The sequence below is a fragment of the Variovorax sp. GW460-12-1-14-LB1 genome, assembly GCF_059423605.1.
Map to the genome: position 1 here is coordinate 1 of NZ_JBWKYF010000056.1, position 24,920 is coordinate 24,920.

The window sequence follows — 24,920 nt, forward strand, 5'->3', positions numbered from 1 at the left end:
CCCCCCAACCCCCTGACACGCCGCCCTCCATGGGCGCCCTGCGCGCCCGCTACGGCGAGCGCTACCGCTGGTACCTGCTGCTGTCGGTCATGGTGGGGACGATGGCGTCCATCATGTCCTCGACCATCGTCAACGTGGCGATCCCCGACATGAGCCACCACTTCGCGCTGGGCCAGGAGCGCGCGCAGTGGGTCAGCTCGGGCTTCATGGTGGCGATGACGGTGTCGATGCTCACCACGCCCTGGCTGCTGTCGCGCTACGGCTACCGGCGCACCTACGTGGGCACGATGCTCCTGCTGCTGGCCGGCGGCATCGTGGGCGGGCTGGCCAACCACTACCCGCTGGTGCTGCTGGCGCGCGTGGCCGAGGGGCTGGCCGCGGGCGTGGTGCAGCCCATTCCGGCCATCATCATCCTGCGCGCCTTCGAGCCGCACGAGCAGGGGCGCGCCAGCGGCATCTTCGGCATGGGCGTGGTGCTGGCGCCGGCCATCGGGCCGAGCATCGGCGGCGTGCTGGTCGACCTGTTCGGCTGGCGCTCGATCTTCTTCATGGTGGTGCCCTTCTGCCTGGCCTCGATCTGGCTGGCCTACAAGTTCGTGCCCAAGACCGCGCCCGGCGGCGTGGCCGCGACGCGCGGCAGCGGGCTCGATGCGCGCGGACTGGCGCTGGGCACCGTGGGCACGCTGTGCCTGCTGAACGGGCTGGTCGAGCTGCGCGGCGATTCGCCGCTGCAGGCCGCGCTGCTGCTGGCCGGCGCGCTCGTGGCCTTCGCCGCCTTCGTGTGGTGGCAGCGCCGGCTCATGGCCTCGGGCGGCGCGCCGCTCATGAACCTCGCGCTCTTTCGCTACCGCCAGTTCGCGATGGGCAGCCTGGTCGCCTTCATCTACGGCACCGCGCTGTTCGGCTCGACCTACCTGCTGCCGGTGTACATGCAGGTGGGGCTGCACCTGTCGGCCTCGCACGTGGGCACCACCCTGCTGCCGGCCGGCATCGTGCTGGCCTTCACCATCGCGGGCGTGGGCCGGCTGGCCGACAAGCAACCGACCTGGCTCCTGGTGAGCATCGGCCTGGCGCTGCTGGCGGTGTCGTTCGCGCTCATGGCCGTGCTGCGGCTGGACAGCCCGCTGTGGCTGCTGGTGGTGTTCGCGATCGTCGGGCGCATCGGGCTGGGCTTCATCCTGCCCTCGCTCAACCTCGGGTCGATGCGCCCGCTGGCCAAGCCGCTCATCCCGCAGGGCGCCAGCGCGATCAGCTTCGTGCGCATGCTCGGCGGCGCCGTGGGCGTGAGCCTGTGCGCCATCATTCTCGAATGGCGCCTGGCGGCGCACGGCGACTCGCTCGCCAACCCGGTGAGCACCGCGGCGCGGCTGGCCGCCTTCGACGAGGTGTTCCTCATGCTGGCCGGCCTGTGCGCGCTGGCCGTCTGCGCGGCCTGGCAGCTGCGCGAGCCGCCCGGCGAGGACACGGCGCAACACAGGGGGTAAACCCCGGCGGCGCGGGGACTCGCTTTCGCTTTCAATTGTTATCAGTTGTATCTAAAAGCGGAATCGGTTCCATGCATCGCAGACGTTTTCTCGCCGCCTCGGCCGCGGCGACGGCCGGACTCGGCCCCCTCCTTTCCTTGCCTTCCACCGCCCTGGCCGCCGAGAACGGCGTCAGCGACGGCGAGATCGTCCTCGGCCACACCGGCATCCTGAGCGGTCCGCTGGGCGTGCCGATCAAGGTCGTGATGGCCGGCGCCGGGCTGGCCTTCGACGCGGTCAATGCGCAGGGCGGGCTCGCGGGCCGCAAGCTCAAGCTGGTCTCGCTCGACGACGAGCTCAAGCCCGAGAAGGCCGTCGCCAACTACGAGAAGCTGCTCGCCGAGCACCGTGCCTTCGCCTTCTTCGGCTGCGTGGGCTCGGGCACCACCGCCGCCGCGGCCAAGGTGCTGGGCCAGAGCGGCGCGCCGATGGTGGGCGGTTATGCGGTGTCGGACTCGGCGCGCGAGAAGGTCGCCGGCTCGGGCTACTTCGTGCGCGCCACCTTCGCGCGCGAGGCGCAGGCGCTGGTGCAGCACCTGAGCACCATCGGCGTCTCGCGCATCGCCGTGGCCTACCTGGACAACCCCGGCGGCGCCGAAGTGGCGCGGCTGGTCGAGGCGGCGCTCGACACGCTCAAGCTCAAGCCCGTGGCGGCGGTTCCCGTGAAGGGCGACGGCACGACCAACGAGGCCGCAGGCAAGGCGCTGGCCGACAGCCAGGCGCAGGCCGTGCTCATGTACCTGGGCGGCGGCATCGGCGGCGAGGTCATGAAGAGCGCCTGGACCGCCGGCGGGCGCCAGATGTTCTACGGCATGTCGATCGTGCCGGGCGACGTCACGGCCAAGCTCGTGGGCGACAAGACCAGCGGCCTGGCCATCTCGCAGATCGTGCCCTACCCCTGGAGCGAGGTCGACGCCACCGCGCGCGAATTCCGCCAGCTGGCCGAGCGCGCCAAGGTCGACATCGGCTACCTCAGCTACGAAGGCTATGTGAACGCGCTCGTGATGATCGAGGCCCTGCGCCGCACCGGCCGCGACCTCACGCGCGCCAAGCTGCACGCCACGCTGAAGGCGATGAAGCTGCGCATCGGCAACATGGAGATCGACTTCACCGGCGCCAGCAACACGGGCTCGCGCTTCATCGAGATGGTGCGGGTGACGAAGGAAGGGCGGTTCCTGCGCTAGAGACAGAGAGGCCGGTGTCGCTCACAACCCCAGCTGCGTGAGCGCCCAGGCCACCGTGCCCAGCTGCATCACGTTGAGCACCATGCCCGCGATGTGGAGCTTGCGGAACTGCACGATCGACGTGTCCGTGGCCGGGATCGTGTGGCGCAGCAGGTCCATGCGCGGAATGATGAGCCAGCGGCGCAGCGCGAAGGCCAGGCCGGCGATGAAGGCCATGCCGACTGCGAAGAAGGGCTTGCCGCACCACGCATAGCTGAGCGCCGCCGCGCTCGCGGTGAGCACCACGGCCACGTAGTAGACGTTGAACAGGCCGCGGATGAAGCGCGAATCCAGCGGGGTGTCGTGCGAGAGCACGAGCAAGGGCAGCGAGCCCATCATGAAGAACCCCATCCAGACCAGCAGGATGACGGTCGCCATGAGCGCAACGACGATGGGAAGCATCTTTGAAAACCCTCCGCGGCGCGCAAGCATACGCCCGGGCGGGCGTCGTGGCATGTGCATCGCGCACCGCCGTCGACGGCCAGAAGCTCAGATTCAGGCCGGGACTCGCCGGGTACGGCCAATGTCGATGTGGTCCGGTGCCAGGTTCGCACGGCACCGCTCCCAGGCTGCGGTGAATCCTTGTTCGAGATGGCGGGTGTACTGCCCCGTGTCGAACAGCGTGCAGGTGTCGCGCGCCGCAGCCAGCTCGGCCCGCAACGCGGCGAGGCGTGACGGGTCCGTGGCAAGGGCCAGGGCCAGCGCCTCATAAGCGGACGGCGAATCTGTGATCAGCTGCGGAAAACCCGCTGCCGTGAGCACGCTGCCCGCCACGCGGCCCGCGAAGGTGGGGCCGGCACAGGTCACCAGCGGCACCCCCGCCCAGAGCGCGTCACTGGCCGTCGTGTGTGCGTTGTAGGGCAGGTTGTCCAGGCAAAGATCGGCCAGTTGCAATCGCCTGAGGTGCGTCTCTTGTTCAACCCAAGGCGCAAAAACCAGCCGTCCTGAATCGACGCCGTGTTCGCGGGCCCATGAGCGCAGGTTGTCGTTGTAGAGATCGGAGCCACTCCTGAGCCAGAAAACGCTGTTGTCGACCTGATTCAGCAGGCGGGCCCAGATGCCAAAAAACTGGGCGTTGAGCTTCTGGCTGCCATTGAAGTTGCAGAAGACGAAGGCACCTTCCGGCAGGCCGACGGCGGTGCGCGACATGGGCCCGGAAATCATCGTGCGACGCGAGTCGTTGGGCTGGTAGCTGTGGGGCAGGCAGATGATCTTCTCGCTGAAATCCTCATGCGCCGCCTCGGAAACCAGGAACGCGTCGGCCACCAGATAGTCGATGAACGGCGCACCGAGCGTGCCTGGAAAGCACAGGTAGCTGATCTGAACTGGCGCGGGCCGCAAAGCCAGCACCGAAGGTCTTGCACCGTAGGTATAGCCACCCAGGTCTACCAGGATGTCGATCTCCAGATCGACGATGGCCTGCGCCGCTTCCATGTCCGACAGCTCATGCGCATCGATGAAGCGGTCGAAGGCACGCTCGAGACGCTGGCGCATGGCGCTGCCGTCGCTCCTTCGCAGGGAGATCGCAGTGATCTCGAAGCGCTCGCGGTCATGTCGCTCGAACACTTCGGCAATGAGGTAAGACGTCGCATGCTTTCCGAAATCGGCAGACATGTAAGCCAAGCGTATTCGCCCCTCCCTTTTCCGCTCGATGGCATGCAGCGGCTGGGGCGCCATCGGATAAAGGCTTGCCGCATGGAGCCTCCCTGCCTGCAATTGCTCTTTCGGTGTCGAGGGGAGATTCAGAAGCGCAAAGGGCTCGACGCACACCCATCCCTGGCGAATTTCATCGCGCAACAGCGCCACCTGTTCATCGAGACCCTGCCAGTCGGCGATTGCCGCCTTGGCGTAGCAAAGCCCACCGCGGGCGAACGCGAAGTCCGCTTCGCCGGGATGGTCTCGCAAGGTGCTCTCGTACAGGTCGACCGCGTCGGAAAAACGGCGTGCCTGGCACAGTGCCGTACCGTAATTCATGATCAACGCAGGGTGCGACTTCTGCAGTGCCATGGCGCGCTCGTAGCATGCCAACTCCTGCTCGTACATCCGCAGCTTTCCACAGGCTGCCCCTCGGTTCAGATGGGCTTCGAACGCATCCGGCCGCAAGTGCACCGCGCGCTCGAAATGCGTGAGGGCCTCCGTGGTTCTCCCGGTGGCGAGCAGTGCGAGCCCCAAATCATGCGCGGCCTCGAAGACATCGGGATTGCGCAAAAGAACCTGGCCAAAGGCCTCTGCCGCGGCCCTGTGCTGATCGGAGCGAAGCAAGGCGACGCCGAGGTAGTACCAGGTCTCGAGGCAACCGGGCTCGTAGTGCAACGAGTTCCGCAGCTGCTCCACGGCCCTCCCGAAATCCAGTTGCCGGCCCGCGATGAAGCCGAGCAGTCGATGCGCGGCCCCCACGCTTCGACCGGCCTGCACCAGTCCCTCCAGGACCTTTTGTGCATTGCAATACTGTCCCCTCTGGAAGAGCAACTCTGCGGACCGAACGCTCATTTCATGGCCTCGTCTTCTCCTTCGTTCCTCGCAAGGATCGGGAGACTAGAGCACAACTTCCGATTCGGCAATCGGCCCCTTATCGGGTCAACGGGGTTCCTCGGACCCTGCGCACTTCAGGCTGCGCGCGCGGCGGCCGGCACCCGCGCCCCGCCATCGGCCACCAGCGCCGCGCCGGTCACGAACGAGGCTTCGTCGCTGGCCAGGAACAGGCAGGCGGCGGCCATCTCCTCGGGCGTGGCCATGCGGCCCAGCGCGATGCGCGCCACCGTCTGCGCGCGCGCGGCGTCTTCGTCGATGCCGCGTTCGGCGGCCAGGTCGCGCATCTCCTGGCGGCTCATGGGCGTGTCGACCCAGCCGGGGCACAGCGCGTTCACGCGCACGCCCTGCGGGCCGTAGGCCTGCGCGGCCGAGCGCGTGAGCGCGACCACGCCGGCCTTGCTGGACGCATAGCTCGCCATGCCGGCGCCGGCGTTGAAGGCCGCGACCGAGGCGATGTTGACGATGGCGCCGCCGCCCTGCGCCACCATGCCGGGCAGCACGGCGCGCTGGCAGCGCATGGTGCCGCCGAGGTTGACCTCATGCAGGCGGTGCCAGTCGCCGTCGTCGATGTCGGCCGCGTCGTCGCTGCGCACGATGCCGGCGCAGTTCACGAGCACGTCGATGCGGCCGAACGCGGCCTGCACCGCGGCCACGGTGGCGCGCACCGCCGCGTCGTCGGTCACGTCGCAATCGAAGGCCGGGCCGTCGCCCACCGGCTGCGGACGCGGCCAGCCGGCCACCGCGACGCGCCCGCCTTCGGCCGCGAAGCGCGCGGCCACGGCGGCACCGATGCCGGTCGCCGCGCCGACGACGAGGCAGGCCTTGCCATGCAGGCGCGCGGTCACTCCGATGCCTCCGCGAAGAACGGGCTTTCGGGCAAGGTCGAACCACCATCGACCACGATCGTCTGCCCCGTGATGTAGCGCGCCGCCGGGCTCGCCAGGAAGCGCATCGCGTAGGCGATGTCCTCGGGCCGCCCCAGTTCGCCGGCCGGGATGTGGCGCGCGATGCGCGCGGCCTTGGCCGGGTCGGACAGCAGCGAGCCGCCCTGCTTGGCGATGTAGCCCGGCTCCACGCCGTTCACGGTGATGCCCTCGCGCGCGTACTCCAGCGCCGCGGTGCGGATGAAGCCGTTCACGCCGGCCTTGCTGGCCGCGTAGTGCGCGCTGCCCGGCATGGCCACGCGCGGCCCGGTCACCGACGAGGTGACGAGCAGCCGCCCGCCGCCGCGCGCACGCAGGTGCGGCACAGCGGCCTGCGTGAGCCAGAAGCAGGCCTTGAGGTTGACGGCCAGCGTGTGCTCCAACTGCTCGTCGGTCATCGCGTCGATGGCAGCCCAGGGGTTCACGGCCGCGTTGTGGACCACGATGTCGAGCGCGCCGAACACGCGCACCGCCTCGGCCACCGCGCGCTCGGCCTCGTCGCGCCGGCCGATGTCGCAGGCCAGTGCCTGCGCCGCGAAGCCACGCGCACGCAGCGCGGCCGCCACCGCCTCGCCCGCACTGCCGGTGCGGTTGGCGATGAGCACCGAGGCACCGGCCTCCGCAAACACCTGCGCGATGGCCGCGCCAATGCCGCGCCCGCCACCGGTGACCAGCGCGACCTTGCCCTGCAGGCCGAAGAGATCGGGCGTGCTCATCCCTTGCACTCCCGCACGAACTCGGCGAAGGCCGCGTTGTGCTCGTCCACCTCGCGTTCGGTGGTGCCGGGGCAGCACAGCATCATGTTGTGGAAGGGCGTGATGAGCACGCCGCGGTTCATCATGTACAGGTGCAGCAGCGCCTCGAGCTCGCCGTCGCGCGTGCGGCGCACGTCGCTCGCGTTGCGCGGCGCGTCGGCGCAAAAGAGCGTCTCCACGCGCGCGCCGACCTGCGTGGCATGCCACGGCAATCCCGCCGCGGCGATGCTGGCGTTGACGCCTTCGGCCAGGCGCTGCGCCAGCACCAGCATGCGATCGAAGGCCTCGGGCGTGAGCACCTGCGAGAGCACCGCGCGCATCACGGCCACGGTGAGCGCGTTGCCCGCCAGCGTGCCGCCGAAGCCGGCGTGCGCCGACTGGCGTTTCGTCGGGTGCAGCTTGGGCAGCACCTGCCAGACGCGCTCGGCGGTCTCGGCGCTGAGGCCGAAGGCGGCGGCGGGAATGCCGCCGGCAATCGCTTTGCCGATCACGAACATGTCGGGCGCGAGCCCATGCTCGCGCGTGTAGCCGCCGGGGCCGCTGGAGATGGTGTGGGTCTCGTCGATGACCAGCAGCGTGCCGGTCTCGCGCGTGAGGCGGCGCAGCGCGTCGTGAAAGCCGGGCGCGGGCGCGATCATTCCGTAGTTGGTCATGGCCGGCTCGGCCAGCACGCAGGCCACGTCGCCGGCGCGCAGCGCGCGCTCCAGCGCGGGCACGTCGTTGAACTCGACCACGGCCGAGAGCTGGTCGTGCGGAAAGCCGTTGGGGTGGATGTCGTTGCGCATCGCAACGGCGCCGTCGCGCAGCTCCACATGCGCCTCTTCCACCGAGCCGTGGTAGCAGCCCGAGAACACCAGCACGCGCGGCCGGCCCGTGACCATGCGCGCCAGGCGGATGCAGGCGCGGTTGGCGTCCGAGGCCGAGGTCGTGAGGTTCCAGTACGGCAGGCCGAAGCGGCGCGACAGCTCTTCGCCGACCCAGGCCGCGTCGTCGGTCGGCAGCATCAGCGAGCTGCCCACGCGCACCTGCCGCGCCAGCGCCTCGACCACCGCCGGGTGGCCGTGGCCGCACATGCCGCCGGTGTCGCCCAGGCAGAAGTCGGCGTAGCCGTTGCCGTCCACATCGACGAAGCGCGCGCCGTAGGGCAGCTGCGCGTCCTGCACATACAGCGGCCAGCCGCCGATCCAGCGACGCATCCAGTGCGAGGGCGCGCCGTAGAGCCAGGCCCGCTGGCCCTGCGCAAAGCGTTCGCCGCTGCGCGCGTGGGTGCGCGCATAGCGCGCCTGTTCGGCCTGCATCAGGGCCTGCACGCGCTCGCGCGGCACGGTGGGTTCGAAGGTCGGGGTCATCGGGAACTCGGTCAAAGGGAAGAAGAAGGAGAAACGCCCAGCATCGAGAGCGCCTGCGCATAGCTCGCGCCCGGATACATCACGTCGAAGTGCACGGTGCGCAGGCCCACGCGCTGCGCGCCGGCGATGTTGCGCAGCTGGTCGTCGACGAACACGCAGGCATCGGCGGGCAGGCCGAGCTGGTCCAGGCACTGCTGGTAGGCGCGCGCATCGGGCTTGAGGATGCCGGTGTGCGTGGCATCGACCACCACGTCGAAGGCGCTCATGAAGGGCAGGCGCTGGCGAAAGCCCGCGCCATAGAACAGGTCGAGCTCGTTCGACAGGATGGCGAGCCGGCAGCCGGCGCGGCGCGCCGCCTCGATGGCCGCGAGCGCCTCGGGGCGGATGGCGGCCTCGGGGTCGGCGCCGCGCGCGCGCTGCACGAAGGTCTCCATGCGGTCCCAGCGTTCGCCGACCAGCGCGCCCACTTCGCGCGTGCGCGCCATCCAGTAGTCGCGCTCCGAGAGCTTGTCGGCCTGCATGTCGCGCCACAGCGGATCGCTCGCGAGGTCGAAGGGGCCGCGCCAGGTGAGCGTGCCGCGCGGCAGCGACAGCGCCTCTTCGGTGAGCGCGTGGGTCTCGAACAGCGTGCGGCTGATGACGCCGCCGAAGTCGAGCACGAGGGCTTGTGCGGCGGGGCTCATGCGCGGCTCCCTGCGGGTACGGTGCCGTCGGCCACCCAGGCGTCGAACACGCGCAATGCGGCGTCGCAGAAGGCGCTGTCGTTGATGTGCACATCGAGCTCGACGAGCCGCGCCGGATCGACACTGCCGCGCAGTGCCTCGGTGAAGGCCGCGAGGCCTTCGGGGTCGTGCAGCGGCTCGCCGGGCCGGTCCCAGCCTTCGATGCCTTGCAGCGGCATCAGCAGGCAGGTGGCGCCCTCGGCGCGCGCGAGGCGGCGCGCGATCTCGGCGGCCACGCCACGGCGGAACGCGGGCGCGCTCAGTGTCGAGGCCAGCAGCCGGTTGTGGATGTGCGTGGGCCGGCCTTCCAGGCCTTCGGGCGTGGACTGCCAGGCCGGGTAGTCGAGCATGTCGATGGCGCCGGGCGCGACGATCTGCGGCGTGCCTGCGCGGCCCGCGCCGAGCAGGCGATCAGGCCCGGCCGTCACGCACGAGCCGCCGAGCTGGTTGGCCAGCTCCTGCAGGCTGAAGTCCATCACCGCGCAGAAGCGGCCTTCGGCGGCCAGCGCCTCGAAGGCACGCCCACCCATGCCGGTGGTGTGGAACACGGCGACTTCGTAGCCGCGCGCTTCGAGCGCGGGCTTGAGCGTCTTCATGTAGGTGAGCGCGCTGGAGCCCAGCGAGGTCATGCCCACCAGCGGCTTCTCGAAGGCCGGCACGCAGGCCTGGCGGCAGGCGCCGAGCACCGCGCCCGCGGCCTGGCTCAGGGCCGAGCGGCACAGGCTGTTGAGGCCATAAAGCCCGCCGGCCCACAGCACCATGATGAGGTCGGGCGGAATGCGCTCGGGCGGCAGCAGGTGCGAGTAGGCGATGGTCGACACCAGCACCTTCGGCACGCCCAGCGGCAGCGCCTGCGCCACGTCGAGCGCCAGGTCGGTGCCCATGGTGCCGCCCAGCGCGAGCAGGCCGTCGATGCGGCCCTCGGCCTGCCAGCGCGCGGCGAGCTTCGCGGCGCCGCGCGCCATCAATGTCATGGCGCTGTTCTCGTCGCCGCTTTGCGCCACCTCGGCGACGGTCTTGCCGGCGGCCGCGGCGACTTCGGTGTTGGGAATGTCGGGCACGAAGGGCGCGCCGTCGAGCACGCCCACGTCCATCACGACGACACGGCCGCCACCGGCCTCGATGCACTCGCGCATGAACAGCAGCTCGGCGCTCTTGGTGTCGGCGGTGCCGATCAGCAGGATCGTGGGCGCTCGGCTCACAGCGTCGCTTCCACGTCGGCGAACGCGCCTTCGAGCGCATCGACCATGAAGTCCACCTCCTCGCGCGTGATGACCAGCGGCGGCGAGAGGATGAGGTTCGGCCCCGAGATGCGCACCATCAGCCCGCGCTGGTAGGCCGCCTGCGCCACCTTCGCGGCGATCGGGTTGCCGCGCGGCAGCGTGGTGCGCGTCGCCTTGTCGGCCACCATCTCGATGCCCAGCATGAGGCCCATGCCGCGCACGTCGCCGACGAAGCTGAACTTGTCGACGAAGGGCCGCACGCGCGCCTGGAAATGCGCGCCCACGCGCGCCGCGTTGCCGGGCACGTCGAGCGCCTCGATCTGGTCCAGCGTGGCGAGCGCCGCGGCTGCCGCCACCGGGTGCGCGCTGTAGGTGTAGCCGTGGCCCACCGCGGCCTGGCCCGTGGGGTCGTTGAGGAAGACCTCGGCCACCTTGTTGCCGATGGCGGTGGCGCCCAGCGGCACGTAGCCCGACGAGATGCCCTTGGCCAGGCACCACAGGTCGGCCTTCACGTTCCACAGCCGCGTGCCGAACATCGCGCCGCCACGGCCGAAGCCGGTGACGACCTCGTCGGCGATGAGCAGCACGCCGTACTTGTCGCAGATCTCGCGCACGCGCGGCCAGTAGTTGGGCGGCGGCACGATCACGCCGCCCGCGCCCTGGATCGGCTCGGCGATGAAGGCGGCCACGGTGTCGGGGCCCTGGAACTGGATCTCGCGCTCCAGCAGCGTGGCGCAGATCTCGCCGAGTTCTTCCGGGTCCTGCGTGTAGGGGTTGCGGTACAGCCACGGCGTGTCGACGTGAAAGCAGCCCGGCAGCAGCGGCTCGTAGGCGCGGCGGAAGTTCAGGTTGCCGTTCACGCTCATGCCGCCGAAGTGCACGCCGTGGTAGCCCTGGCGCAGCGCGATGAACTTGAAGCGGTCGGCCTGGCCCTTGAGCTTCCAGTACTGGCGCGCGAGCTTGAGCGCGCCTTCGACCGCGTCGGAGCCGCCGTTGCTGAAGAACACGGCGGCCACGCCGTCGGGTTCCATGGTCTTGACCAGGCGAGCCGACAGCTCGATGGCGCGCGGGTGCGTGGTGCCGCGAAACACGTTGTAGAAGGGCAGCTCGTCCAGCTGCGCGACGATCGCGTCGCGCACCGGTTGGTTGCTGTGGCCCAGGTTCGCGGCCCACAGGCCGCCGACGCCGTCGAGCATCTTGTGACCGTCCACGTCCCAGATCCAGCAGCCCTGGCCGCGCGCAATGATGTCGGGCTTCGTCTTGAGCATGGCCTGCGGATGCGCCATGGGGTGCCACAGGTACTGGGCGTTGTCTTGCTTGAGCGCCGCCACGGCGGCGGCTTCTTTCGTTGTCATGCAGGTCTCCGGAAGTGTTCGATGCGCGTGCTCAGAACGGCACGCCGACGGTGAGGGTCTTGACCTCGGTGTAGTGCAGCAGGCCTTCGGCGCCCATCTCCTGGCCGATGCCGCTTTCCTTCCAGCCGCCGAAGGGCATCTCGGGCTGCGAGACGCCGAAGTGGTTGATGCCGACCATGCCGGCCTCGAGCGCGTCGCCCAGGCGGTGCGCGGTGTGCAGGTCGCGCGTGAAGGCGTAGGCGCCCAGGCCGTAGGGCAAGGCGTTGGCCTGCGCGATGGCTTCGTCCAGCGTGTCGTACGGTTGCAGCACGGCGATGGGGCCGAAGGGCTCCTGGCGCATCACGCGGCTGTCGGCCGGAGCGTTGGCGATCACGGTGGGCTCGAAGAAGAAGCCGGGGCGCTGCACGCGGTGGCCGCCGCACAGCAGCTGCGCGCCGCGCTCCACGGCGTCGTCGACGAAGCGCTGCATGTCCTCGATGCGGCGCGCGTGCGCGAGCGGGCCCATCTGCGTGGCGGGGTCGGTGCCGTCGCCCAGGCGCAGCGCGCGCGCGGCCTGCACGAAGGCTTCGCTCCATTCAGCGAAGCGTGCGCGCGGCACGTAGAAGCGGATCGGCGACGCGCACACCTGGCCCGCGTTGCGGAACTTGGCGGCCAGCGACTGCTTGAGCGCGAAGGGAAAGTCGGCATCGTCGCAGACGATCACCGGCGCGTGGCCGCCGAGTTCGCCGGTGAAGCGCTTCACATGCCGCGCCGCCTGCTCGCCCAGCAGCTTGCCCACGGCCACCGAGCCGGTGAACGACACCTTGGCGATGGCCGGATGGTCGATGAGGAACGACGACACCTCGGCCGGGTCGCCGCACACCATGTTCAGTGCATCGGGCGGCACGCCCGCGTCGAGAAAGGCGCGTACCAGCAGCATGCAGGTGCCCGGCGTTTCTTCCGCGGGCTTGATGACCACGCTGCAGCCCGCGGCCAGTGCGCTCGCGAGCTTGCGCGCCGGCAGGTTGGCCGGAAAGTTCCACGGCGTGAAGGCCGCCACCGGCCCCACAGGCTGGCGCATCACCGACTGCGAGAGGATGCCCTCGACACGCGGCGGCACGAGGCGCCCGTACAAACGCTTGGCCTCCTCGGCCTGGAAGTCGATGATGTCGGCCGACAGCGTGACCTCGCGCAGCGACTCGGCCAGCGGCTTGCCCTGTTCGAGCGTGAGCACGTGCGCGATGGCCTTGGCTTGCTCGCGGATGTGTTGCGCGGCGGTGCGCAGGATGTTGCAGCGTTCGAGTGCGCTCTTGCCGCGCCACTGCACGAAGCCGCGACGCGCGGACGCGGCCGCTTCGGCGAGCTCCTCGCGGCCGGCCAGCGGCAGCTGTGCGATGACTTCTTCAGTGGCAGGGTTGACGACCGCGCGGCGGCCGCCGGCGGTCTGCGTGCGCCATTGACCGGCGATGTGCAGTGCGAGTTCGGGGTAGTCCATGCCCTGCACGATAGGGAGCGAGCCCCTTGCCGCGTTATCGAAAACTGGCAAACCTCGCGCGGCCTCGTGCGTGATGCGCAAGGGCCTTCCTATACTGTCCGCGCCGATCTTCTTTCACGACGCCTCCACGCCACGACCTCACCGTGCCCCGTTCACGCACCCCTTCCCGGCCCAGCGCCAAGCCCCTGCCCAAGGCACGCAGCAGCGCCGCGAGCGCCCCGGCCTTCGACCTCGAGACCTTCCTGCCCTTTCAACTCTCGGTGGTCGCCAACCGCGTGAGCCAGACGGTAGGCCAGTCGATCGCCAGCCGCTTCTCGCTGCAGATTCCGGAGTGGCGCATCGTCGTGGTGCTGGGCAAGTACGGTGCGCTGTCGGCGCTCGAAATCGCACAGAAGACGAGCATGGACAAGGCCCGCGTGAGCCGCGCGCAGCACCGGCTGGTGGACCTGGGCCTGGCCAACATGCACCCCTCGGCCGACGACCGCCGCAAGGTCATCGTGTCGCTCGAGGAAGAAGGCCTGGCGCTGTACCGCGACATGGTGCCGCTGGCGCACGACACCGCGCAGCGCCTGTTTTCGCAGCTCACGGCCGACGAGCGCCAGGTGCTGCAGACCATCGTGCAGAAGCTGTTCGACAGCACCACCGGCTTCGAGCCCAGCGGCGAACTCGCATAGGCCACGGTCGGGTGGCTTAGGGGTTTGCCCTGTCACTTTAAGATCGTTGTCAACGAAACAATCTGGTCTGGAGATTGCTTCCGGCATGGGTCTTCGCACCCCTGCCACCGCTTCGCCGGACCGCCATGACCAGCCAGACCGCCTCCGTTCTTCCTGCCCCCGCCCCCACCGTCGCGACGCGCTGGACCCTGTCCACGCACGACATCGACGCCTACGCCAGCGGCCAGAACGGCTGGCACCTGGCGTGCGACATGCTCTCGGGCGGCAGCTTCGCCGGCTTTCTCGACCACGTGCAACTGCCCGGCCTGCGGCTGGTGCGCGAGACCACCAACCGCGCGCTGCGCCAGCACGGCGAGATGAACCCCGACTGCTGCGGCTTCGCCCTCACCTGCCGGCAGGACGGCGAGGCGCGCTTCTCGGGCCAGCGGCTGGACACCGAATCGGTGATGGTCGGACGCTGCGACGAACTCGACCTGTGCAGCCCGCCGGGCTTCGAGCTGACGGGCATCGTGGTCGACAACGCGCTGCTGCAGTCGCTCACCGAACGCCTGAACGACCGCGCGCCGCCGGCATGGCTCGAACGGCGCGTGGTGCTGCACTTCGACGACCCCACCATGCAGTCGCTGCGCGGCACCTTGCGCGGCGCCTTCAGCGCGCTCGACGCGATGCCCAGCCTGCTCGACGACCCCGTCGCCACGGTGCAGCTGCGCGACGACGTGCTGCTGGCGTGGCTCAACGCCTTGCCTGAAGACGTCGACCTGCGCGAGCTGCGTTCCACCGAGGCGCACCGCCGCGTGGTGCGCCGCGCCTGCGAGCTGATGATGTCGCGGCCCGACGAACCGCTGTCGATGCTGCAGGTGTGCAGCCGCATCGGCGCGAGCCAGCGCAAGCTGAACTACTGCTTCCAGGAAACGCTGGGCCTGAGCCCCGCGCGCTACCTGCGGGCGCTGCGCCTGAACGGCGTGCGCCGCGCACTGAAGCGGCCCGAGTCGCGTTCGGTGCAGGACATCGCGGCGCACTGGGGCTTCTGGCACCTGAGCCAGTTCGCGACGGACTACCGGCGCCAGTTCGGCGAGCTGCCCTCGCAGACGCTGCGCGGCGCGGCGCTCACGAGGCACTGATCCGGTGCACGGGCCGAGGGGAATCCCTCGGTTTTCGGGGCGCCAGTTTTGCCGTTTTTTGATACCTGCTTGCGGAGGCGGTCGCTATCGTTGACCGCCATATGTCCGCCACGCTGCCACCCCTTCCCAGCGCCCGTTCGCTCGCCGCCGCCCTGCAACGCCGCGAGCTCTCGTGCCGCGAACTGATGCAGACCTGCCTCGCGCGCATCGAGCGCCTCAACCCGCAGGTCAACGCGCTGGTGTCGCTGCAACCGCCCGAAGCGATGCTGCGCCAGGCCGATGCCTGCGATGCGCAACGCGCGCGCGGCGACGCGGTGGGCCGGCTGCACGGCTTCCCCATGGCGCCGAAGGATTTCGTCGCCACCGCCGGCCTGCCGACCACCATGGGCAGCCCGGTGTTCGCCAGGCAGGTCACGCCGCACGACGCGATCATGGTCGAGCGCCTGCGCCGCGCCGGCGCGCTCTTCGTGGGGCGCAGCAACACGCCCGAGTTCGGCCTGGGCTCGCACACCTACAACACGGTGTTCGGCACCACGCGCAACGCCTGGAACCTCGACCATGCGGCCGGCGGCAGCAGCGGCGGCGCCGCGGTGGCGCTGGCGCTGCACATGCTGCCGGTGGCCGACGGCAGCGACATGATGGGTTCGCTGCGCAACCCCGCGGCCTGGAACCACGTCTACGGCCTGCGCCCGTCGCTGGGTCGCGTGCCCACCGGGCCGGGGCCGGAGCTGTTCTTCCAGCAGCTGGGCTGCGAAGGGCCGATGGGCCGCACGCCCGAGGACGTGGCCTGGCTGCTGTCGGTGCAGGCCGGTTACGACGCGCGCTCGCCGCTGAGCCTGGCCGGCGACGGCGAGGCCTTTGCGCAACCGCTCGATGCGGAGCTGCGCGGCCAGCGCATCGCCTGGCTCGGCGACCTCGGCGGCCACCTGCCGATGGACCCGGGCGTCATGGCGCTGTGCGAATCGGCGCTGCGGCATTTCGACACGCTGGGCTGCAGCGTCGCGCCTGCCGTGCCCGCCTTCGATTTCAACGCCCTGTGGACCGCCTGGCTGCGCCTGCGCGGCTTCATCGTCGCCGGCGCGCTGCGCGGGCTGCATGCCGACCCGGCCACGCGCGCGCAGCTCAAGCCCGAGGCCTGCTGGGAGATCGAGCAGGGCGAGCGCCTGAGCGCCGCCGCGCTGCACGAGGCGGCCGTCACGCGCACGCAGTGGCATGCCGCGCTGCTGCAGCTCTTCGAACGCTTCGACTTCCTGGTGCTGCCGGCCGCGCAGGTGTTCCCGCTGCCGGTCGACACGCACTGGCCGCGCGAGGTCGGCGGCCGCGCCATGGACACCTACCACCGCTGGATGGAAGTGACCATCGGCCCCTCGCTCGCCGGCCTGCCCGCGATGGCGATCCCGGCCGGCTTCTCGCAGGCCGAGGGCACGCGCGGCCTGCCGATGGGCCTGCAGCTCATCGGCCGCCCCGGCGCCGACCTCGACGTGCTGCGCATGGCGCACGGCTGGCACCAGGCCGTGCCCTTCGCGAACGTGCAGTCGCCGCTGCTGCTGCAGTAGCAAGCCCCCTGTTTCCCGTACTCCGACACATCTCACACAACCCGAGGAGAGAACCCATGCGCAGACGTTCGCTGATTGCTGCCGGCCTGGCCGCCGGCCTGTCCCCCATCGCCCTGCCCGCCCTGGCGCAGGGCCTGGGGGGCAAGACCCTGAACCTGATCGTGCCCTACCCCGCGGGCGGCGGCTCCGACATCAACGCGCGCCTGGCCGCGCCCGAGCTGTCGCGGCTGCTGGGCCAGCCGGCCATCGTCGACAACGTGCCCGGCGCCAGCGGCTCGCTCGGCGTGATGAAGGCGGCCAACGCGCCGGCCGACGGCACGGCGCTGCTGCTGGGTTCGCCGATGGAGCTGATGCTCACGCCGCTCACGCTCAGCAGCGCGCGCTACAAGGCCGAGGACTTCCGCCCCATCGGCGTGATGGCCGTCACCTCGATGGTGCTGCTGGCGCGCAAGGACCTGGGCGCGGGCAGCGTCGACGAACTCATCGCGCTCTTGCGCCGTCCCGACACGAAAGAGCTGAGCTACGGCAGCATCGGCCCCGGCTCGCTCTACCACCTGCTGGGCGAGCGCTTCATGCAGCAGACGGGCACCAAGATGCTGCACGTGCCCTACAAGGGTTTCGCGCCGCTGGTGAACGACCTGCTGGGCGGGCAGATCGACCTGGTGTTTGCGCCACTGGCCGGCAACGTGCCCGACCTGCTGGACGCCGGCAAGGTCAAGGCGCTGGGCATCGCGGCCTCGGCGCCGCACGAGCGCTTCACCGCCATTCCGCTGATCCGCAACAGCAAGGGCCTGGACGACTTCGTCTACAGCCTGTGGGCGGGCATCCAGGTGTCGCACCGCGTGCCCGAGGACGCGCAGCAGCGGCTGCACACGGCCTTCAACCAGATGATGCTCAAGCCCGAGCTGCGCCGCGCGCTGGAACTCGGCGGCAGCAAGGTGGCGCCCGAACAGACGCTGGCCGAGCTGCGCCGCGGCTACCAGGCCGACATGGAGCGCTACCGCGCCATCGCCAAGTCGGTCAACCTGCGGCCCGAATGACATCCGCGGGCACGGGCCCGCGTTTTGCCAGTTTTCGATAACGCCGCGGCGGCGCGCAGAGAGAGGATGCGGACCTGTCCATCCTTCATCCGCCAAGGAGAACCTCCATGTCCGCCGACCTTTTCCCCGCAGCCTCCGGCGCCCTCACACGCCGCCAACTCGTCATCGGCGGCGGCGCGGCCGCGCTGGCCGGCGTGCCTGCGCTGGCGCATGCGCAATCGAAGACCATCAAGATCGGCTACCTCACCACGCTGTCGGGTGTTCGCGCCAACTTCGGCGAGGCCGACCCCTGGAGCCTGGAGCGCGTGCGCGCCACGCTGAAGGACGGCCTGACCATCGGCGGCACGACCTACAAGGTGGAGATCGTGGTGCGCGACACGCAGTCCGACGCCAACCGCGGCGCCACCATGTCCAGCGAGTTGCTGCTGCGCGAGAAGGTCGACCTGCTGCTGGTGCAGGACAGCGACGCCGCACTGGCCGCCGGCCAGCTGTGCGACGTCAACGGCGTGCCGATGGTCTCGACCATGGGCCCGTGGCAGGCCATCACCTTCGGGCGCGGCTCCACGCCGCAAAAAGGTTTTCCGTTCTCGTTCCATTTCTTCTGGGGCGCCGACGACGTGCTGAAGAACTTCTTCGGCATGTGGGAGCCGCTGAAGGTGGAACGCACGCTGGGCACGCTGTACATCGACAACGGCCCGGGCCACGCCTTCGCCGATCCGGCCACGGGCATCCCGGGCGGCGCGAAGCAGCGCGGCTACAAGGAGACCAACGGCGGCTTCTTCAAGATCGCGACCGACGACTTCAGCAACCAGGTGTCCAGCTTCAAGGCGGCGCGCGCGAACATCGTCTCGGGCTTTGCCTATGCCAACCACTTCGCCACCTTCTGGAAGCAGGCGCAGCAGGCGGGCTACCGGCCCGAGGTGGTGACCATGGCCGCGTCGTTCCTGTTCCCGAGCGCCGTGGAGTCGCTGGGCGCGGCGGGCAACGGCATGTCGACCGAGGTCTGGTGGACGCCCAACTTCCCGTTCAAGTCGTCGCTCACGGGCCAGAGCGCCAAGGCGCTGGCGGCCGACTGGGAGGCCACCACCGGCAAGCAGTGGACGCAGCCCATCGGCTACGGCCACGCGCTGTTCGAGGTCGGCATTGCGGCGCTGAAGAACGCCACGAACCCGAAGGACAAGAAGGCCGTGCGCGACGCGCTGGCCAACCTGCAGCTGGATTCGGTGGTGGGGCGCATCGACTTCAAGGGCAGCCCGATCAAGAGCGTGGCCGTCACGCCGATGGTGGCGGGCCAGTGGCGCAAGACCAAGGCGGGCAGCAAGTTCCCGTACGAGCTGGTCATCACGCACAACAGCACGGCCAAGCAGATTCCAGTGGAAGACGAGCTCAAGCTGCTGTCGCAGCTGAAAGCTGCATGACCGACTGCCTCGTCATCGACGGCCTGTGCAAGCGCTACGGCGAGATCGTCGTGGCCGACCGGGTGGCGCTCTCGCTCGCGCGCGGCGAGTGCCTGGGCGTGGTCGGGCCGAACGGCGCGGGCAAGAGCTCGCTGTTCAACCTGATCACCGGCGTGGCCGTGCCCGATGCCGGCAGCATCCGGCTCGAAGGCCGCGAGCTGGTCGGGCTGCGTGCCGATGCGCGGGCGCGGCTGGGCGTGGCGCGCGCCTTCCAGATCCCGCAGCCCTTTGCGCACCTGAGCGCCTACGAGAACGCACTGGCCGCCGCCACCTTCGCCGCGCGGCTGCCGCGCGCGCAGGCGGCGCGCCAGGCCTGGGCCGTGCTGGAGCGCACCGGACTGGCCGACCGCGCCGACGTGCCGGCCGGCCGCCTGCCGCTGCTGGACCGCAAGCGCCTCGAGCTGGCCAAGGGCCTGGCGGCGCGACCGCACCTGCTGCTGCTCGACGAGATCGCCGGCGGCCTCACCGAAGCCGAGGTGCAGGTGCTGGTGGCGCTGGTGCTCGAACTGAAGCAGGACGTGGCGATGATCTGGATCGAGCACATCGCGCAGGCGCTGATGGCCGTGGCCGACCGCATCATGGTGCTGAACTTCGGCCGCAAGCTGCTGGAAGACACACCCGCCGCCGCCATGGCCAGCCGCGAGGTGCGCGAGGTCTACATGGGCGTGGGCGACGAAGACACCTTGCAGGAGAGCACCCATGCCGCTGCTTGAAGTGCGCGAGCTGTGCAGCCACTACGGCGACCTGCAGGCGCTGTTCGACCTCTCGCTCGACGTGGCGGAAGGCGAGGCCACCGCGCTCATCGGCGCCAACGGCGCGGGCAAGTCGACGCTGATCCGCGCCATTGCCGGGCTGGGCTCGCGCAGCCGTGGCAGCATCCGCTTCGACGGCCAGGCCATCGAAGCCGAGCCGGCCGAGCGCATCGCGCGCCGCGGCATCGCGCTGGTGCCCGAGGGGCGGATGCTGTTCCCCTCGCTCACCGTGGAAGAGAACCTGCGCATGGGCGCACTGTGCGGCCGCACGGGCCACTGGACGCTGTCCACCGTGTACGCGCTCTTCCCCATCCTGCAGGAGTTCCGCCACCGGCCGGCCACGCAGCTGTCGGGCGGGCAGCAGCAGATGGTGAGCATCGGCCGCGCCCTCATGGCCAACCCGCGCCTGATGCTGTGCGATGAAATCTCGCTCGGCCTCGCGCCCGTGGTCATCGAGCAGATCTACCGCGCCTTCGGCGACATCCGCGCGCAGGGCACGGCGCTTTTGGTGGTGGAGCAGGACGTGACGCGCGCCTGCCGCATCGCGCAGCGCGTGTACTGCCTGCTCAAGGGCCGCGTCACGCTGGCCGGCCGCGCATCGGACTTCAGCGCCGCTCAGATCGCCAACGCCTACTTCGGACACTGAACACCTCCCCACCATGGCCTGGCTCGAAACCCTCATCAACGGCGTGCTGCTCGGCGGCCTCTATGCGCTCTTCGGCCTCGGGCTGGCGCTGGTCTTCGGCGTGATGCGCATGGTCAACCTCGCGCATGGCGAGTTCGTGGTGCTGGCGGCGTACTTCGCGGTCTTCCTGGCCACGCAGTTCCCCGGCGTGTCGCCGCTCTTCTTCATCGCACCGGTGGCACTGGCGGCCTTCGGCATGGGCTACCTGCTGCAGCGGCTGCTGCTGAACCGCGCGGTGGCCACCGACGATCCGCTCACGCCGGTGCTGGTCACCTTCGGCATCGCGGTGGTGCTGCGCAACCTGATGGTCGAGCTGTTCGGCGCCGACCCGCGCGCGCTCGACGGCGGCGCGCTGGCCACGGCCGGCTTCGAGATCGGCGGGCTGCGCATCGGCTGGTACCCGGTGCTGGTGCTGGTGCTCGCGGTGCTGGCCTTCGGCGCGCTGCAGTGGCTGCTGCAGCACTCGCGCTTCGGCCTCGTGGTGCGCGCCACCTCGGACCACCGCGAGATCGTGCGCACGATGGGCGTGCGCCCGCGCCATGTGTATGCGGTGGTGATGGGGCTGTCACTGGCCTTCGCGTCGGTGGCGGGTCTGCTGCTGGCGCTGCGCACCTCGTTCACGCCCTTCTCGGGCGTGGAGCGGCTGCTGGGCGCGTTCGAGGTCGTGATCATCGGCGGCATGGGCTCGTTCCGCTGGGCGCTGGTCGGCGGCATCGCGCTGGGCGTGGCGCAGCTCGTGGGCCAGCGGCTCGACTCCAACGCGGGCGCGCTGTATGCCCACCTGCTGTTCTTCGCGGTCCTGATGGTGCGCCCTAACGGCATCGCTGGCGCACGTACCTGAGATGACTTCGATGCGTCCTCCGTCCCTCGCCCCCTGGATCGGCTTCACCGCCGCGGCCCTTGCCATCGCCTTCGCGCCCACCGTGGCCGACGGCGGCCTGCTGCGCCTGCTCAGCGAGGTGCTGATCACGCTGGCCATGGCCCAGATGTGGAACCTGCTGGCCGGCTACACCGGGCTGGTGTCGATGGGCCACCAGGCCTTTGCCGGCATCGGCGCCTACCTGCTGTTCGTGGCCTCCGACCGGCTGGGCATCTCGCCCTACTGGATGGTGCCGGTGGCGGGCCTGGGCGGCGCGCTGCTGGCCGCCGTGGTGGCGCCGCTGATGTTTCGCCTGCGCGACGCCTACTTCTCGATCGGCATGTGGGTGCTGGCCGAGATCGTGCGGCTCTTGGTCGCCAAGTTCCCGCTGTTCGGCGGCGAGTCGGGCGTGCCGCTGCAGGCCGTGCGCTTGGTGGAGGCCGAGACCTTCCAGCAGAACGCGTTCTGGATCTCGGGCGCCATCGGCCTGGCCGCGGTGGCCGGCGTGTACCTGCTGATGCGCTCGCCCTTCGGCCTGGGGCTGATGGCGGTGCGCGACAACGAACTGGCCGCCACCAGCATCGGCGTGAACGTGTGGCGCAACCGCTTCATCGCCTTCGTGCTGTCGGGGCTGGGCTTCGGGCTGGCCGGCGGGGCGCACTTCATGGGCACGATGTTCGTCTCGCCCGACTCGGCCTTCGACATCAACTGGGTGGTGACGGCGATGTTCATCGTGATCATCGGCGGCATCGGCACCATCGAGGGGCCGCTGATCGGCACCGTCATCTACTTCGGGCTGCGCGAGCTGTTCAACACCTGGTTCGCGATGTCGGGCGGCTGGTACCTGATCGCGATGGGCTGCATCGCCATCGCTGTCATGCTGCTGGCACCGCGTGGCCTGTGGGGGCTGGCGCGCGAGCGCTGGGGCTGGCGCGGCCTGAGCGTGCAGCGCCATCCGCCGCCGCGCGACGAGACAGCTCTTTCTTCTCCCCTTCCTCCCTCCACGCAAGGACGCACCGCATGAAGACCACCGCCTTCTTTCACGACGAACGCACCTTCTGGCACGTGCCCGGCGGGCTGCATGCCCTGTTCCTGCCGGTGGGCGGCTGGGTGCAGCCCATGGCCGGCAGCGGCATGGCCGAGTCGCCCGATTCCAAGCGCCGCATCAAGTCGCTGATGGACGTGTCGGGCCTGAGCGCGCAGCTCGATGTGCTGAGCGCGCCGATGGCCAGCGAGGAAGATCTGCAGCGCGTGCACCCCGCGAGCTACCTGCAGAAGTTCAAGGCCGCCAGCGACGCCGGCGGCGGCGACCTGGGCGAGGTCGCGCCCTTCGGCCCGGGCAGCTACGAGATCGCGAAGCTCTCGAGCGGCCTGGCCATTGCGGCGATGGACAGCGTGCTGCAGGGCCGCCACCGCAACGCTTTTGCGCTCACGCGCCCGCCGGGCCACCACTGCCTGCGCGAGCACAGCATGGGTTTCTGCCTGTTCAACAACATCGCGGTCGCCATCGAGACCATGAAGGCACGCCACGGCCTGGGCCGCGTGGCCGTGATCGACTGGGACGTGCACCACGGCAACGGCACGCAGGAAATCTTCTACGACCGCCCCGACGTGCTCACGCTGTCGCTGCACCAGGAGAACTGCTTCCCGCCCGGCTACAGCGGCGCCGAAGACCGGGGCACGGGCGCGGGGCTGGGCTTCAACGTCAACATCCCGCTGCAGCCCGGCGGCGGGCACGCGGCCTACATGCACGCCTTCGAGCGCATCGTGACGCCGGTGATCGACCGCTACCGCCCCGAGCTGATCGTGGTGGCGAGCGGGCTGGACGCCAACGGCGTCGATCCGCTGGCGCGCATGCAGCTGCACCCCGAGTCGTTCCGCCAGATGATGCGGCAGGTCAACGCGCTGGCCGCGAAGCATTGCGACGGGCGCGTGGTGGTGGTGCACGAAGGCGGCTACTCGGAAGCCTGCGTGCCCTTCTGCGGACTGGCGGTGGTGGAAGAACTGTCGGGCCACCGCACCGAGGTGGAAGACCCGTTCAGCGACTTCTTCGGGCTGCAGCAGCCGTCGGCGCGCTTCGATGCGTTCCAGCGTGAATTGATGGGCGAGATGGCGGCGCTGCACGGGCTCTGAGGCGAGGCGGGTCTTTCCATGGACTAAGCTCGTCGCTGCCGGCCCGTGGCCGCGCGTCCTGCTTCACCGTCCATGCCCCGCTTCATCAACCGCCGCACCGTCGTCGTTCTCTCTGCCCTCGTCCTCGTCTCCCTGCTCGGCCTGTGGGCCGCGAGCCGCTTCAACGTCAACCCGGCGCACGCACCCGGCGAGGTGATCGACCAGTTCGAGGGCGTGCCGGTGTACTTCAATGGCGCCATCAACCACGTCGACGGCCGCAGCGTGGCGCCCGACGGCTACAACATCGGCCTGCGCTGGCAGTGCGTGGAGTTCGTCAAGCGCTACTACTACGAGCGGCATCAGCACCGCATGCCCGAGGCGCGCGGCCATGCCAAGGCCTTCTTCGACGCGGCCGTGGCGGACGGCGCGTTGAACGCCGCGCGCAACCTGGTGCAGCACCGCAACGGCGGCGCGAGTGCGCCGGCGGTGGGCGACATCGTGGTGTTCGCGCCGTGGCTCTTCAATCCCTACGGCCATGTGGCGATCGTGTCGCGCGTGGACGCCGACGCGGTCGAGATCGTGCAGCAGAACCCGGGGCCCTTCGGCACCTCGCGCGAGCGCCTGCCGCTGGCGCTCACCGCCGAGGGGCGCACGCAGCTGGGCACCGAACGCGTGCTCGGCTGGCTGCGGCTGCCCACCACTGCTGCTGCCTCCCCCAAATCCTGAATCGCGGTCTAATCACAGCCATGTGCCAATTGCTAGGGATGAACTGCAACACGCCGACCGACGTGACCTTCAGCTTCACGGGGTTCGCGCAGCGCGGTGGCCGCACCGACCACCATGCCGACGGCTGGGGCATCGCGTTCTTCGAGGACCGCGGGCTGCGCCACTTCGTCGACCACCAGCCGGCCTGCGAGTCGCCGGTGGCGGAGTTGATCCGGCGCTACCCGATTCAAAGCCGCAACGTCATCGCGCACATCCGCAAGGCGACGCAGGGCGAGGTCAACCTGCAGAACTGCCACCCCTTCGTGCGCGAGCTGTGGGGCCGCTACTGGGTGTTCGCCCACAACGGCGACCTGAAGGACTTCCGCCCGCGCCTGCACGGCAACTTCCACCCGGTAGGCAACACCGACAGCGAGCACGCCTTCTGCTGGATCATGCAGGAGCTGGCCAAGTCGCACGCGGGCGTGCCCAGCGTCGAGGAGCTCACGCTCACGCTGCGCGAACTGGCGCCGCAGCTGGCGGCGCACGGCACCTTCAACTTCATGCTGTCCAACGGGCAGGCGCTGTGGGCGCATGCCTCCACCAACCTCTGGTACGTGGAACGCCGCCACCCCTTCGTGACGGCGCAGCTGTCGGACGAAGACCTGGAGATCGACTTCGCCCAGCACACCACGCCCACCGACCGCGTGGCTGTGGTGGTGACGGCGCCGCTCACCACCAACGAGACGTGGACGCCGTTCACCTCGGGCGAGTTGCATGTGTTCGTGGACGGCCAACGGATGCCACGCTGAGACCTGAAATTCAGTCTTTTGGCTGACACTTTTTTGCAACAGCGCAAGAAAGTATCGATGAGTGAGTGCAA

The 24,920-nt window shown here is 69.9% G+C and carries 23 protein-coding genes; 14 read left to right on the plus strand and 9 right to left on the minus strand.

Going from position 1 to position 24,920, the window contains the following annotated elements:
• The first annotated feature begins 29 nt into the window (after nt 1–29).
• Together AC07Y4_RS23820 and AC07Y4_RS23825 are read left to right on the plus strand one after the other, a co-directional pair.
• Nucleotides 30–1,484, plus strand: coding sequence for a DHA2 family efflux MFS transporter permease subunit (locus tag AC07Y4_RS23820; protein ID WP_495275204.1), 1,455 nt, complete (start codon nt 30–32; stop codon nt 1,482–1,484).
• 137 nt (nt 1,485–1,621) lie between these two features.
• Nucleotides 1,622–2,707, plus strand: coding sequence for an ABC transporter substrate-binding protein (locus AC07Y4_RS23825; RefSeq protein WP_487848747.1), 1,086 nt, complete (start codon nt 1,622–1,624; stop codon nt 2,705–2,707).
• Nucleotides 2,708–2,728: 21 nt separating this feature from the next.
• On the opposite strand, the gene AC07Y4_RS23830 is transcribed toward AC07Y4_RS23825, so the two are convergent.
• The 9 genes from AC07Y4_RS23830 to AC07Y4_RS23870 form a co-directional block, all read right to left on the minus strand.
• The gene (locus tag AC07Y4_RS23830) at nt 2,729–3,148 is read right to left on the minus strand and encodes a hypothetical protein (protein ID WP_062479768.1); all 420 of its coding nucleotides are present in this window, start codon (nt 3,146–3,148) and stop codon (nt 2,729–2,731) included.
• Between the two features lie 93 nt (nt 3,149–3,241).
• Nucleotides 3,242–5,236, minus strand: coding sequence for an O-linked N-acetylglucosamine transferase, SPINDLY family protein (locus tag AC07Y4_RS23835; RefSeq protein WP_487848748.1), 1,995 nt, complete (start codon nt 5,234–5,236; stop codon nt 3,242–3,244).
• A gap of 116 nt (nt 5,237–5,352) precedes the next feature.
• Nucleotides 5,353–6,123, minus strand: coding sequence for an SDR family NAD(P)-dependent oxidoreductase (locus AC07Y4_RS23840; RefSeq protein ID WP_487848749.1), 771 nt, complete (start codon nt 6,121–6,123; stop codon nt 5,353–5,355).
• Nucleotides 6,120–6,917, minus strand: a complete 798-nt coding sequence (locus tag AC07Y4_RS23845; RefSeq protein ID WP_487848750.1) for an SDR family oxidoreductase — start codon at nt 6,915–6,917, stop codon at nt 6,120–6,122. The genes AC07Y4_RS23840 and AC07Y4_RS23845 overlap by 4 nt, the downstream gene beginning before the upstream one ends.
• On the minus strand, nt 6,914–8,305 hold the full coding sequence (locus AC07Y4_RS23850; RefSeq protein WP_487848751.1) for a transaminase: 1,392 nt from the start codon (nt 8,303–8,305) through the stop codon (nt 6,914–6,916). The genes AC07Y4_RS23845 and AC07Y4_RS23850 overlap by 4 nt, the downstream gene beginning before the upstream one ends.
• Nucleotides 8,306–8,316: 11 nt before the next feature.
• A complete protein-coding gene (locus AC07Y4_RS23855; RefSeq protein ID WP_487848752.1) occupies nt 8,317–8,988 on the minus strand; it encodes an HAD-IA family hydrolase in 672 nt (223 codons plus the stop codon).
• Entirely contained in the window at nt 8,985–10,229 is a 1,245-nt protein-coding gene (locus AC07Y4_RS23860) for a Tm-1-like ATP-binding domain-containing protein (RefSeq protein WP_487848753.1), read from the minus strand. The genes AC07Y4_RS23855 and AC07Y4_RS23860 overlap by 4 nt, the downstream gene beginning before the upstream one ends.
• Nucleotides 10,226–11,605, minus strand: a complete 1,380-nt coding sequence (locus AC07Y4_RS23865) for an aminotransferase class III-fold pyridoxal phosphate-dependent enzyme (protein ID WP_487848754.1) — start codon at nt 11,603–11,605, stop codon at nt 10,226–10,228. Before AC07Y4_RS23865 ends, AC07Y4_RS23860 begins: the two co-directional genes overlap by 4 nt.
• Nucleotides 11,606–11,636: 31 nt before the next feature.
• Entirely contained in the window at nt 11,637–13,079 is a 1,443-nt protein-coding gene (locus AC07Y4_RS23870; RefSeq protein WP_487848755.1) for an NAD-dependent succinate-semialdehyde dehydrogenase, read from the minus strand.
• Between the two features lie 143 nt (nt 13,080–13,222).
• Here AC07Y4_RS23870 and AC07Y4_RS23875 point away from each other — a divergent pair, with 143 nt between their 5' ends.
• The 12 genes from AC07Y4_RS23875 to AC07Y4_RS23930 all read left to right on the plus strand — a co-directional run bounded on the left by AC07Y4_RS23875 (nt 13,223) and on the right by AC07Y4_RS23930 (nt 24,849).
• Nucleotides 13,223–13,753, plus strand: coding sequence for a MarR family winged helix-turn-helix transcriptional regulator (locus AC07Y4_RS23875; RefSeq protein WP_487848756.1), 531 nt, complete (start codon nt 13,223–13,225; stop codon nt 13,751–13,753).
• A 125-nt stretch (nt 13,754–13,878) separates the two neighbouring features.
• The gene (locus AC07Y4_RS23880) at nt 13,879–14,874 is read left to right on the plus strand and encodes a helix-turn-helix domain-containing protein (protein ID WP_487848757.1); all 996 of its coding nucleotides are present in this window, start codon (nt 13,879–13,881) and stop codon (nt 14,872–14,874) included.
• A 101-nt stretch (nt 14,875–14,975) separates the two neighbouring features.
• On the plus strand, nt 14,976–16,430 hold the full coding sequence (locus AC07Y4_RS23885) for an amidase (RefSeq protein WP_487848758.1): 1,455 nt from the start codon (nt 14,976–14,978) through the stop codon (nt 16,428–16,430).
• Between the two features lie 56 nt (nt 16,431–16,486).
• Complete coding sequence (locus tag AC07Y4_RS23890; RefSeq protein ID WP_354348013.1) at nt 16,487–17,470, plus strand: Bug family tripartite tricarboxylate transporter substrate binding protein; 984 nt, start codon at nt 16,487–16,489, stop codon at nt 17,468–17,470.
• A gap of 107 nt (nt 17,471–17,577) precedes the next feature.
• Nucleotides 17,578–18,888, plus strand: a complete 1,311-nt coding sequence (locus tag AC07Y4_RS23895; RefSeq protein WP_159273605.1) for an ABC transporter substrate-binding protein — start codon at nt 17,578–17,580, stop codon at nt 18,886–18,888.
• Nucleotides 18,885–19,640, plus strand: coding sequence for an ABC transporter ATP-binding protein (locus AC07Y4_RS23900; RefSeq protein WP_487848759.1), 756 nt, complete (start codon nt 18,885–18,887; stop codon nt 19,638–19,640). The genes AC07Y4_RS23895 and AC07Y4_RS23900 overlap by 4 nt, the downstream gene beginning before the upstream one ends.
• Nucleotides 19,627–20,325, plus strand: coding sequence for an ABC transporter ATP-binding protein (locus AC07Y4_RS23905; RefSeq protein WP_487848760.1), 699 nt, complete (start codon nt 19,627–19,629; stop codon nt 20,323–20,325). Before AC07Y4_RS23900 ends, AC07Y4_RS23905 begins: the two co-directional genes overlap by 14 nt.
• A gap of 13 nt (nt 20,326–20,338) precedes the next feature.
• The gene (locus AC07Y4_RS23910; protein ID WP_095743322.1) at nt 20,339–21,205 is read left to right on the plus strand and encodes a branched-chain amino acid ABC transporter permease; all 867 of its coding nucleotides are present in this window, start codon (nt 20,339–20,341) and stop codon (nt 21,203–21,205) included.
• Nucleotides 21,206–21,215: 10 nt separating this feature from the next.
• The gene (locus AC07Y4_RS23915) at nt 21,216–22,247 is read left to right on the plus strand and encodes a branched-chain amino acid ABC transporter permease (protein WP_495275202.1); all 1,032 of its coding nucleotides are present in this window, start codon (nt 21,216–21,218) and stop codon (nt 22,245–22,247) included.
• Nucleotides 22,244–23,356: a class II histone deacetylase gene (locus tag AC07Y4_RS23920; protein WP_487848762.1), complete on the plus strand. Its 1,113-nt coding sequence runs from the start codon at nt 22,244–22,246 to the stop codon at nt 23,354–23,356. Before AC07Y4_RS23915 ends, AC07Y4_RS23920 begins: the two co-directional genes overlap by 4 nt.
• Nucleotides 23,357–23,428: 72 nt before the next feature.
• Entirely contained in the window at nt 23,429–24,061 is a 633-nt protein-coding gene (locus tag AC07Y4_RS23925; protein WP_487848763.1) for a CHAP domain-containing protein, read from the plus strand.
• Nucleotides 24,062–24,081: 20 nt separating this feature from the next.
• Complete coding sequence (locus tag AC07Y4_RS23930) at nt 24,082–24,849, plus strand: class II glutamine amidotransferase (protein ID WP_056584331.1); 768 nt, start codon at nt 24,082–24,084, stop codon at nt 24,847–24,849.
• The last annotated feature ends 71 nt before the right edge of the window (nt 24,850–24,920 follow it).

Coding starts and splice junctions, on each gene's coding strand:
- AC07Y4_RS23820 (WP_495275204.1), top strand. CDS start 30: ATGGGCGCCCTGCGCGCCCGCTACGGCGAGCGCTACCGCTGGTACCTG.
- AC07Y4_RS23830 (WP_062479768.1), bottom strand. CDS start 3,148: ATGCTTCCCATCGTCGTTGCGCTCATGGCGACCGTCATCCTGCTGGTC.
- AC07Y4_RS23835 (WP_487848748.1), bottom strand. CDS start 5,236: ATGAGCGTTCGGTCCGCAGAGTTGCTCTTCCAGAGGGGACAGTATTGC.
- AC07Y4_RS23845 (WP_487848750.1), bottom strand. CDS start 6,917: ATGAGCACGCCCGATCTCTTCGGCCTGCAGGGCAAGGTCGCGCTGGTC.
- AC07Y4_RS23850 (WP_487848751.1), bottom strand. CDS start 8,305: ATGACCCCGACCTTCGAACCCACCGTGCCGCGCGAGCGCGTGCAGGCC.
- AC07Y4_RS23855 (WP_487848752.1), bottom strand. CDS start 8,988: ATGAGCCCCGCCGCACAAGCCCTCGTGCTCGACTTCGGCGGCGTCATC.
- AC07Y4_RS23865 (WP_487848754.1), bottom strand. CDS start 11,605: ATGACAACGAAAGAAGCCGCCGCCGTGGCGGCGCTCAAGCAAGACAAC.
- AC07Y4_RS23870 (WP_487848755.1), bottom strand. CDS start 13,079: ATGGACTACCCCGAACTCGCACTGCACATCGCCGGTCAATGGCGCACG.
- AC07Y4_RS23880 (WP_487848757.1), top strand. CDS start 13,879: ATGACCAGCCAGACCGCCTCCGTTCTTCCTGCCCCCGCCCCCACCGTC.
- AC07Y4_RS23885 (WP_487848758.1), top strand. CDS start 14,976: ATGTCCGCCACGCTGCCACCCCTTCCCAGCGCCCGTTCGCTCGCCGCC.
- AC07Y4_RS23890 (WP_354348013.1), top strand. CDS start 16,487: ATGCGCAGACGTTCGCTGATTGCTGCCGGCCTGGCCGCCGGCCTGTCC.
- AC07Y4_RS23895 (WP_159273605.1), top strand. CDS start 17,578: ATGTCCGCCGACCTTTTCCCCGCAGCCTCCGGCGCCCTCACACGCCGC.
- AC07Y4_RS23900 (WP_487848759.1), top strand. CDS start 18,885: ATGACCGACTGCCTCGTCATCGACGGCCTGTGCAAGCGCTACGGCGAG.
- AC07Y4_RS23905 (WP_487848760.1), top strand. CDS start 19,627: ATGCCGCTGCTTGAAGTGCGCGAGCTGTGCAGCCACTACGGCGACCTG.
- AC07Y4_RS23910 (WP_095743322.1), top strand. CDS start 20,339: ATGGCCTGGCTCGAAACCCTCATCAACGGCGTGCTGCTCGGCGGCCTC.
- AC07Y4_RS23915 (WP_495275202.1), top strand. CDS start 21,216: ATGCGTCCTCCGTCCCTCGCCCCCTGGATCGGCTTCACCGCCGCGGCC.
- AC07Y4_RS23920 (WP_487848762.1), top strand. CDS start 22,244: ATGAAGACCACCGCCTTCTTTCACGACGAACGCACCTTCTGGCACGTG.
- AC07Y4_RS23925 (WP_487848763.1), top strand. CDS start 23,429: ATGCCCCGCTTCATCAACCGCCGCACCGTCGTCGTTCTCTCTGCCCTC.
- AC07Y4_RS23930 (WP_056584331.1), top strand. CDS start 24,082: ATGTGCCAATTGCTAGGGATGAACTGCAACACGCCGACCGACGTGACC.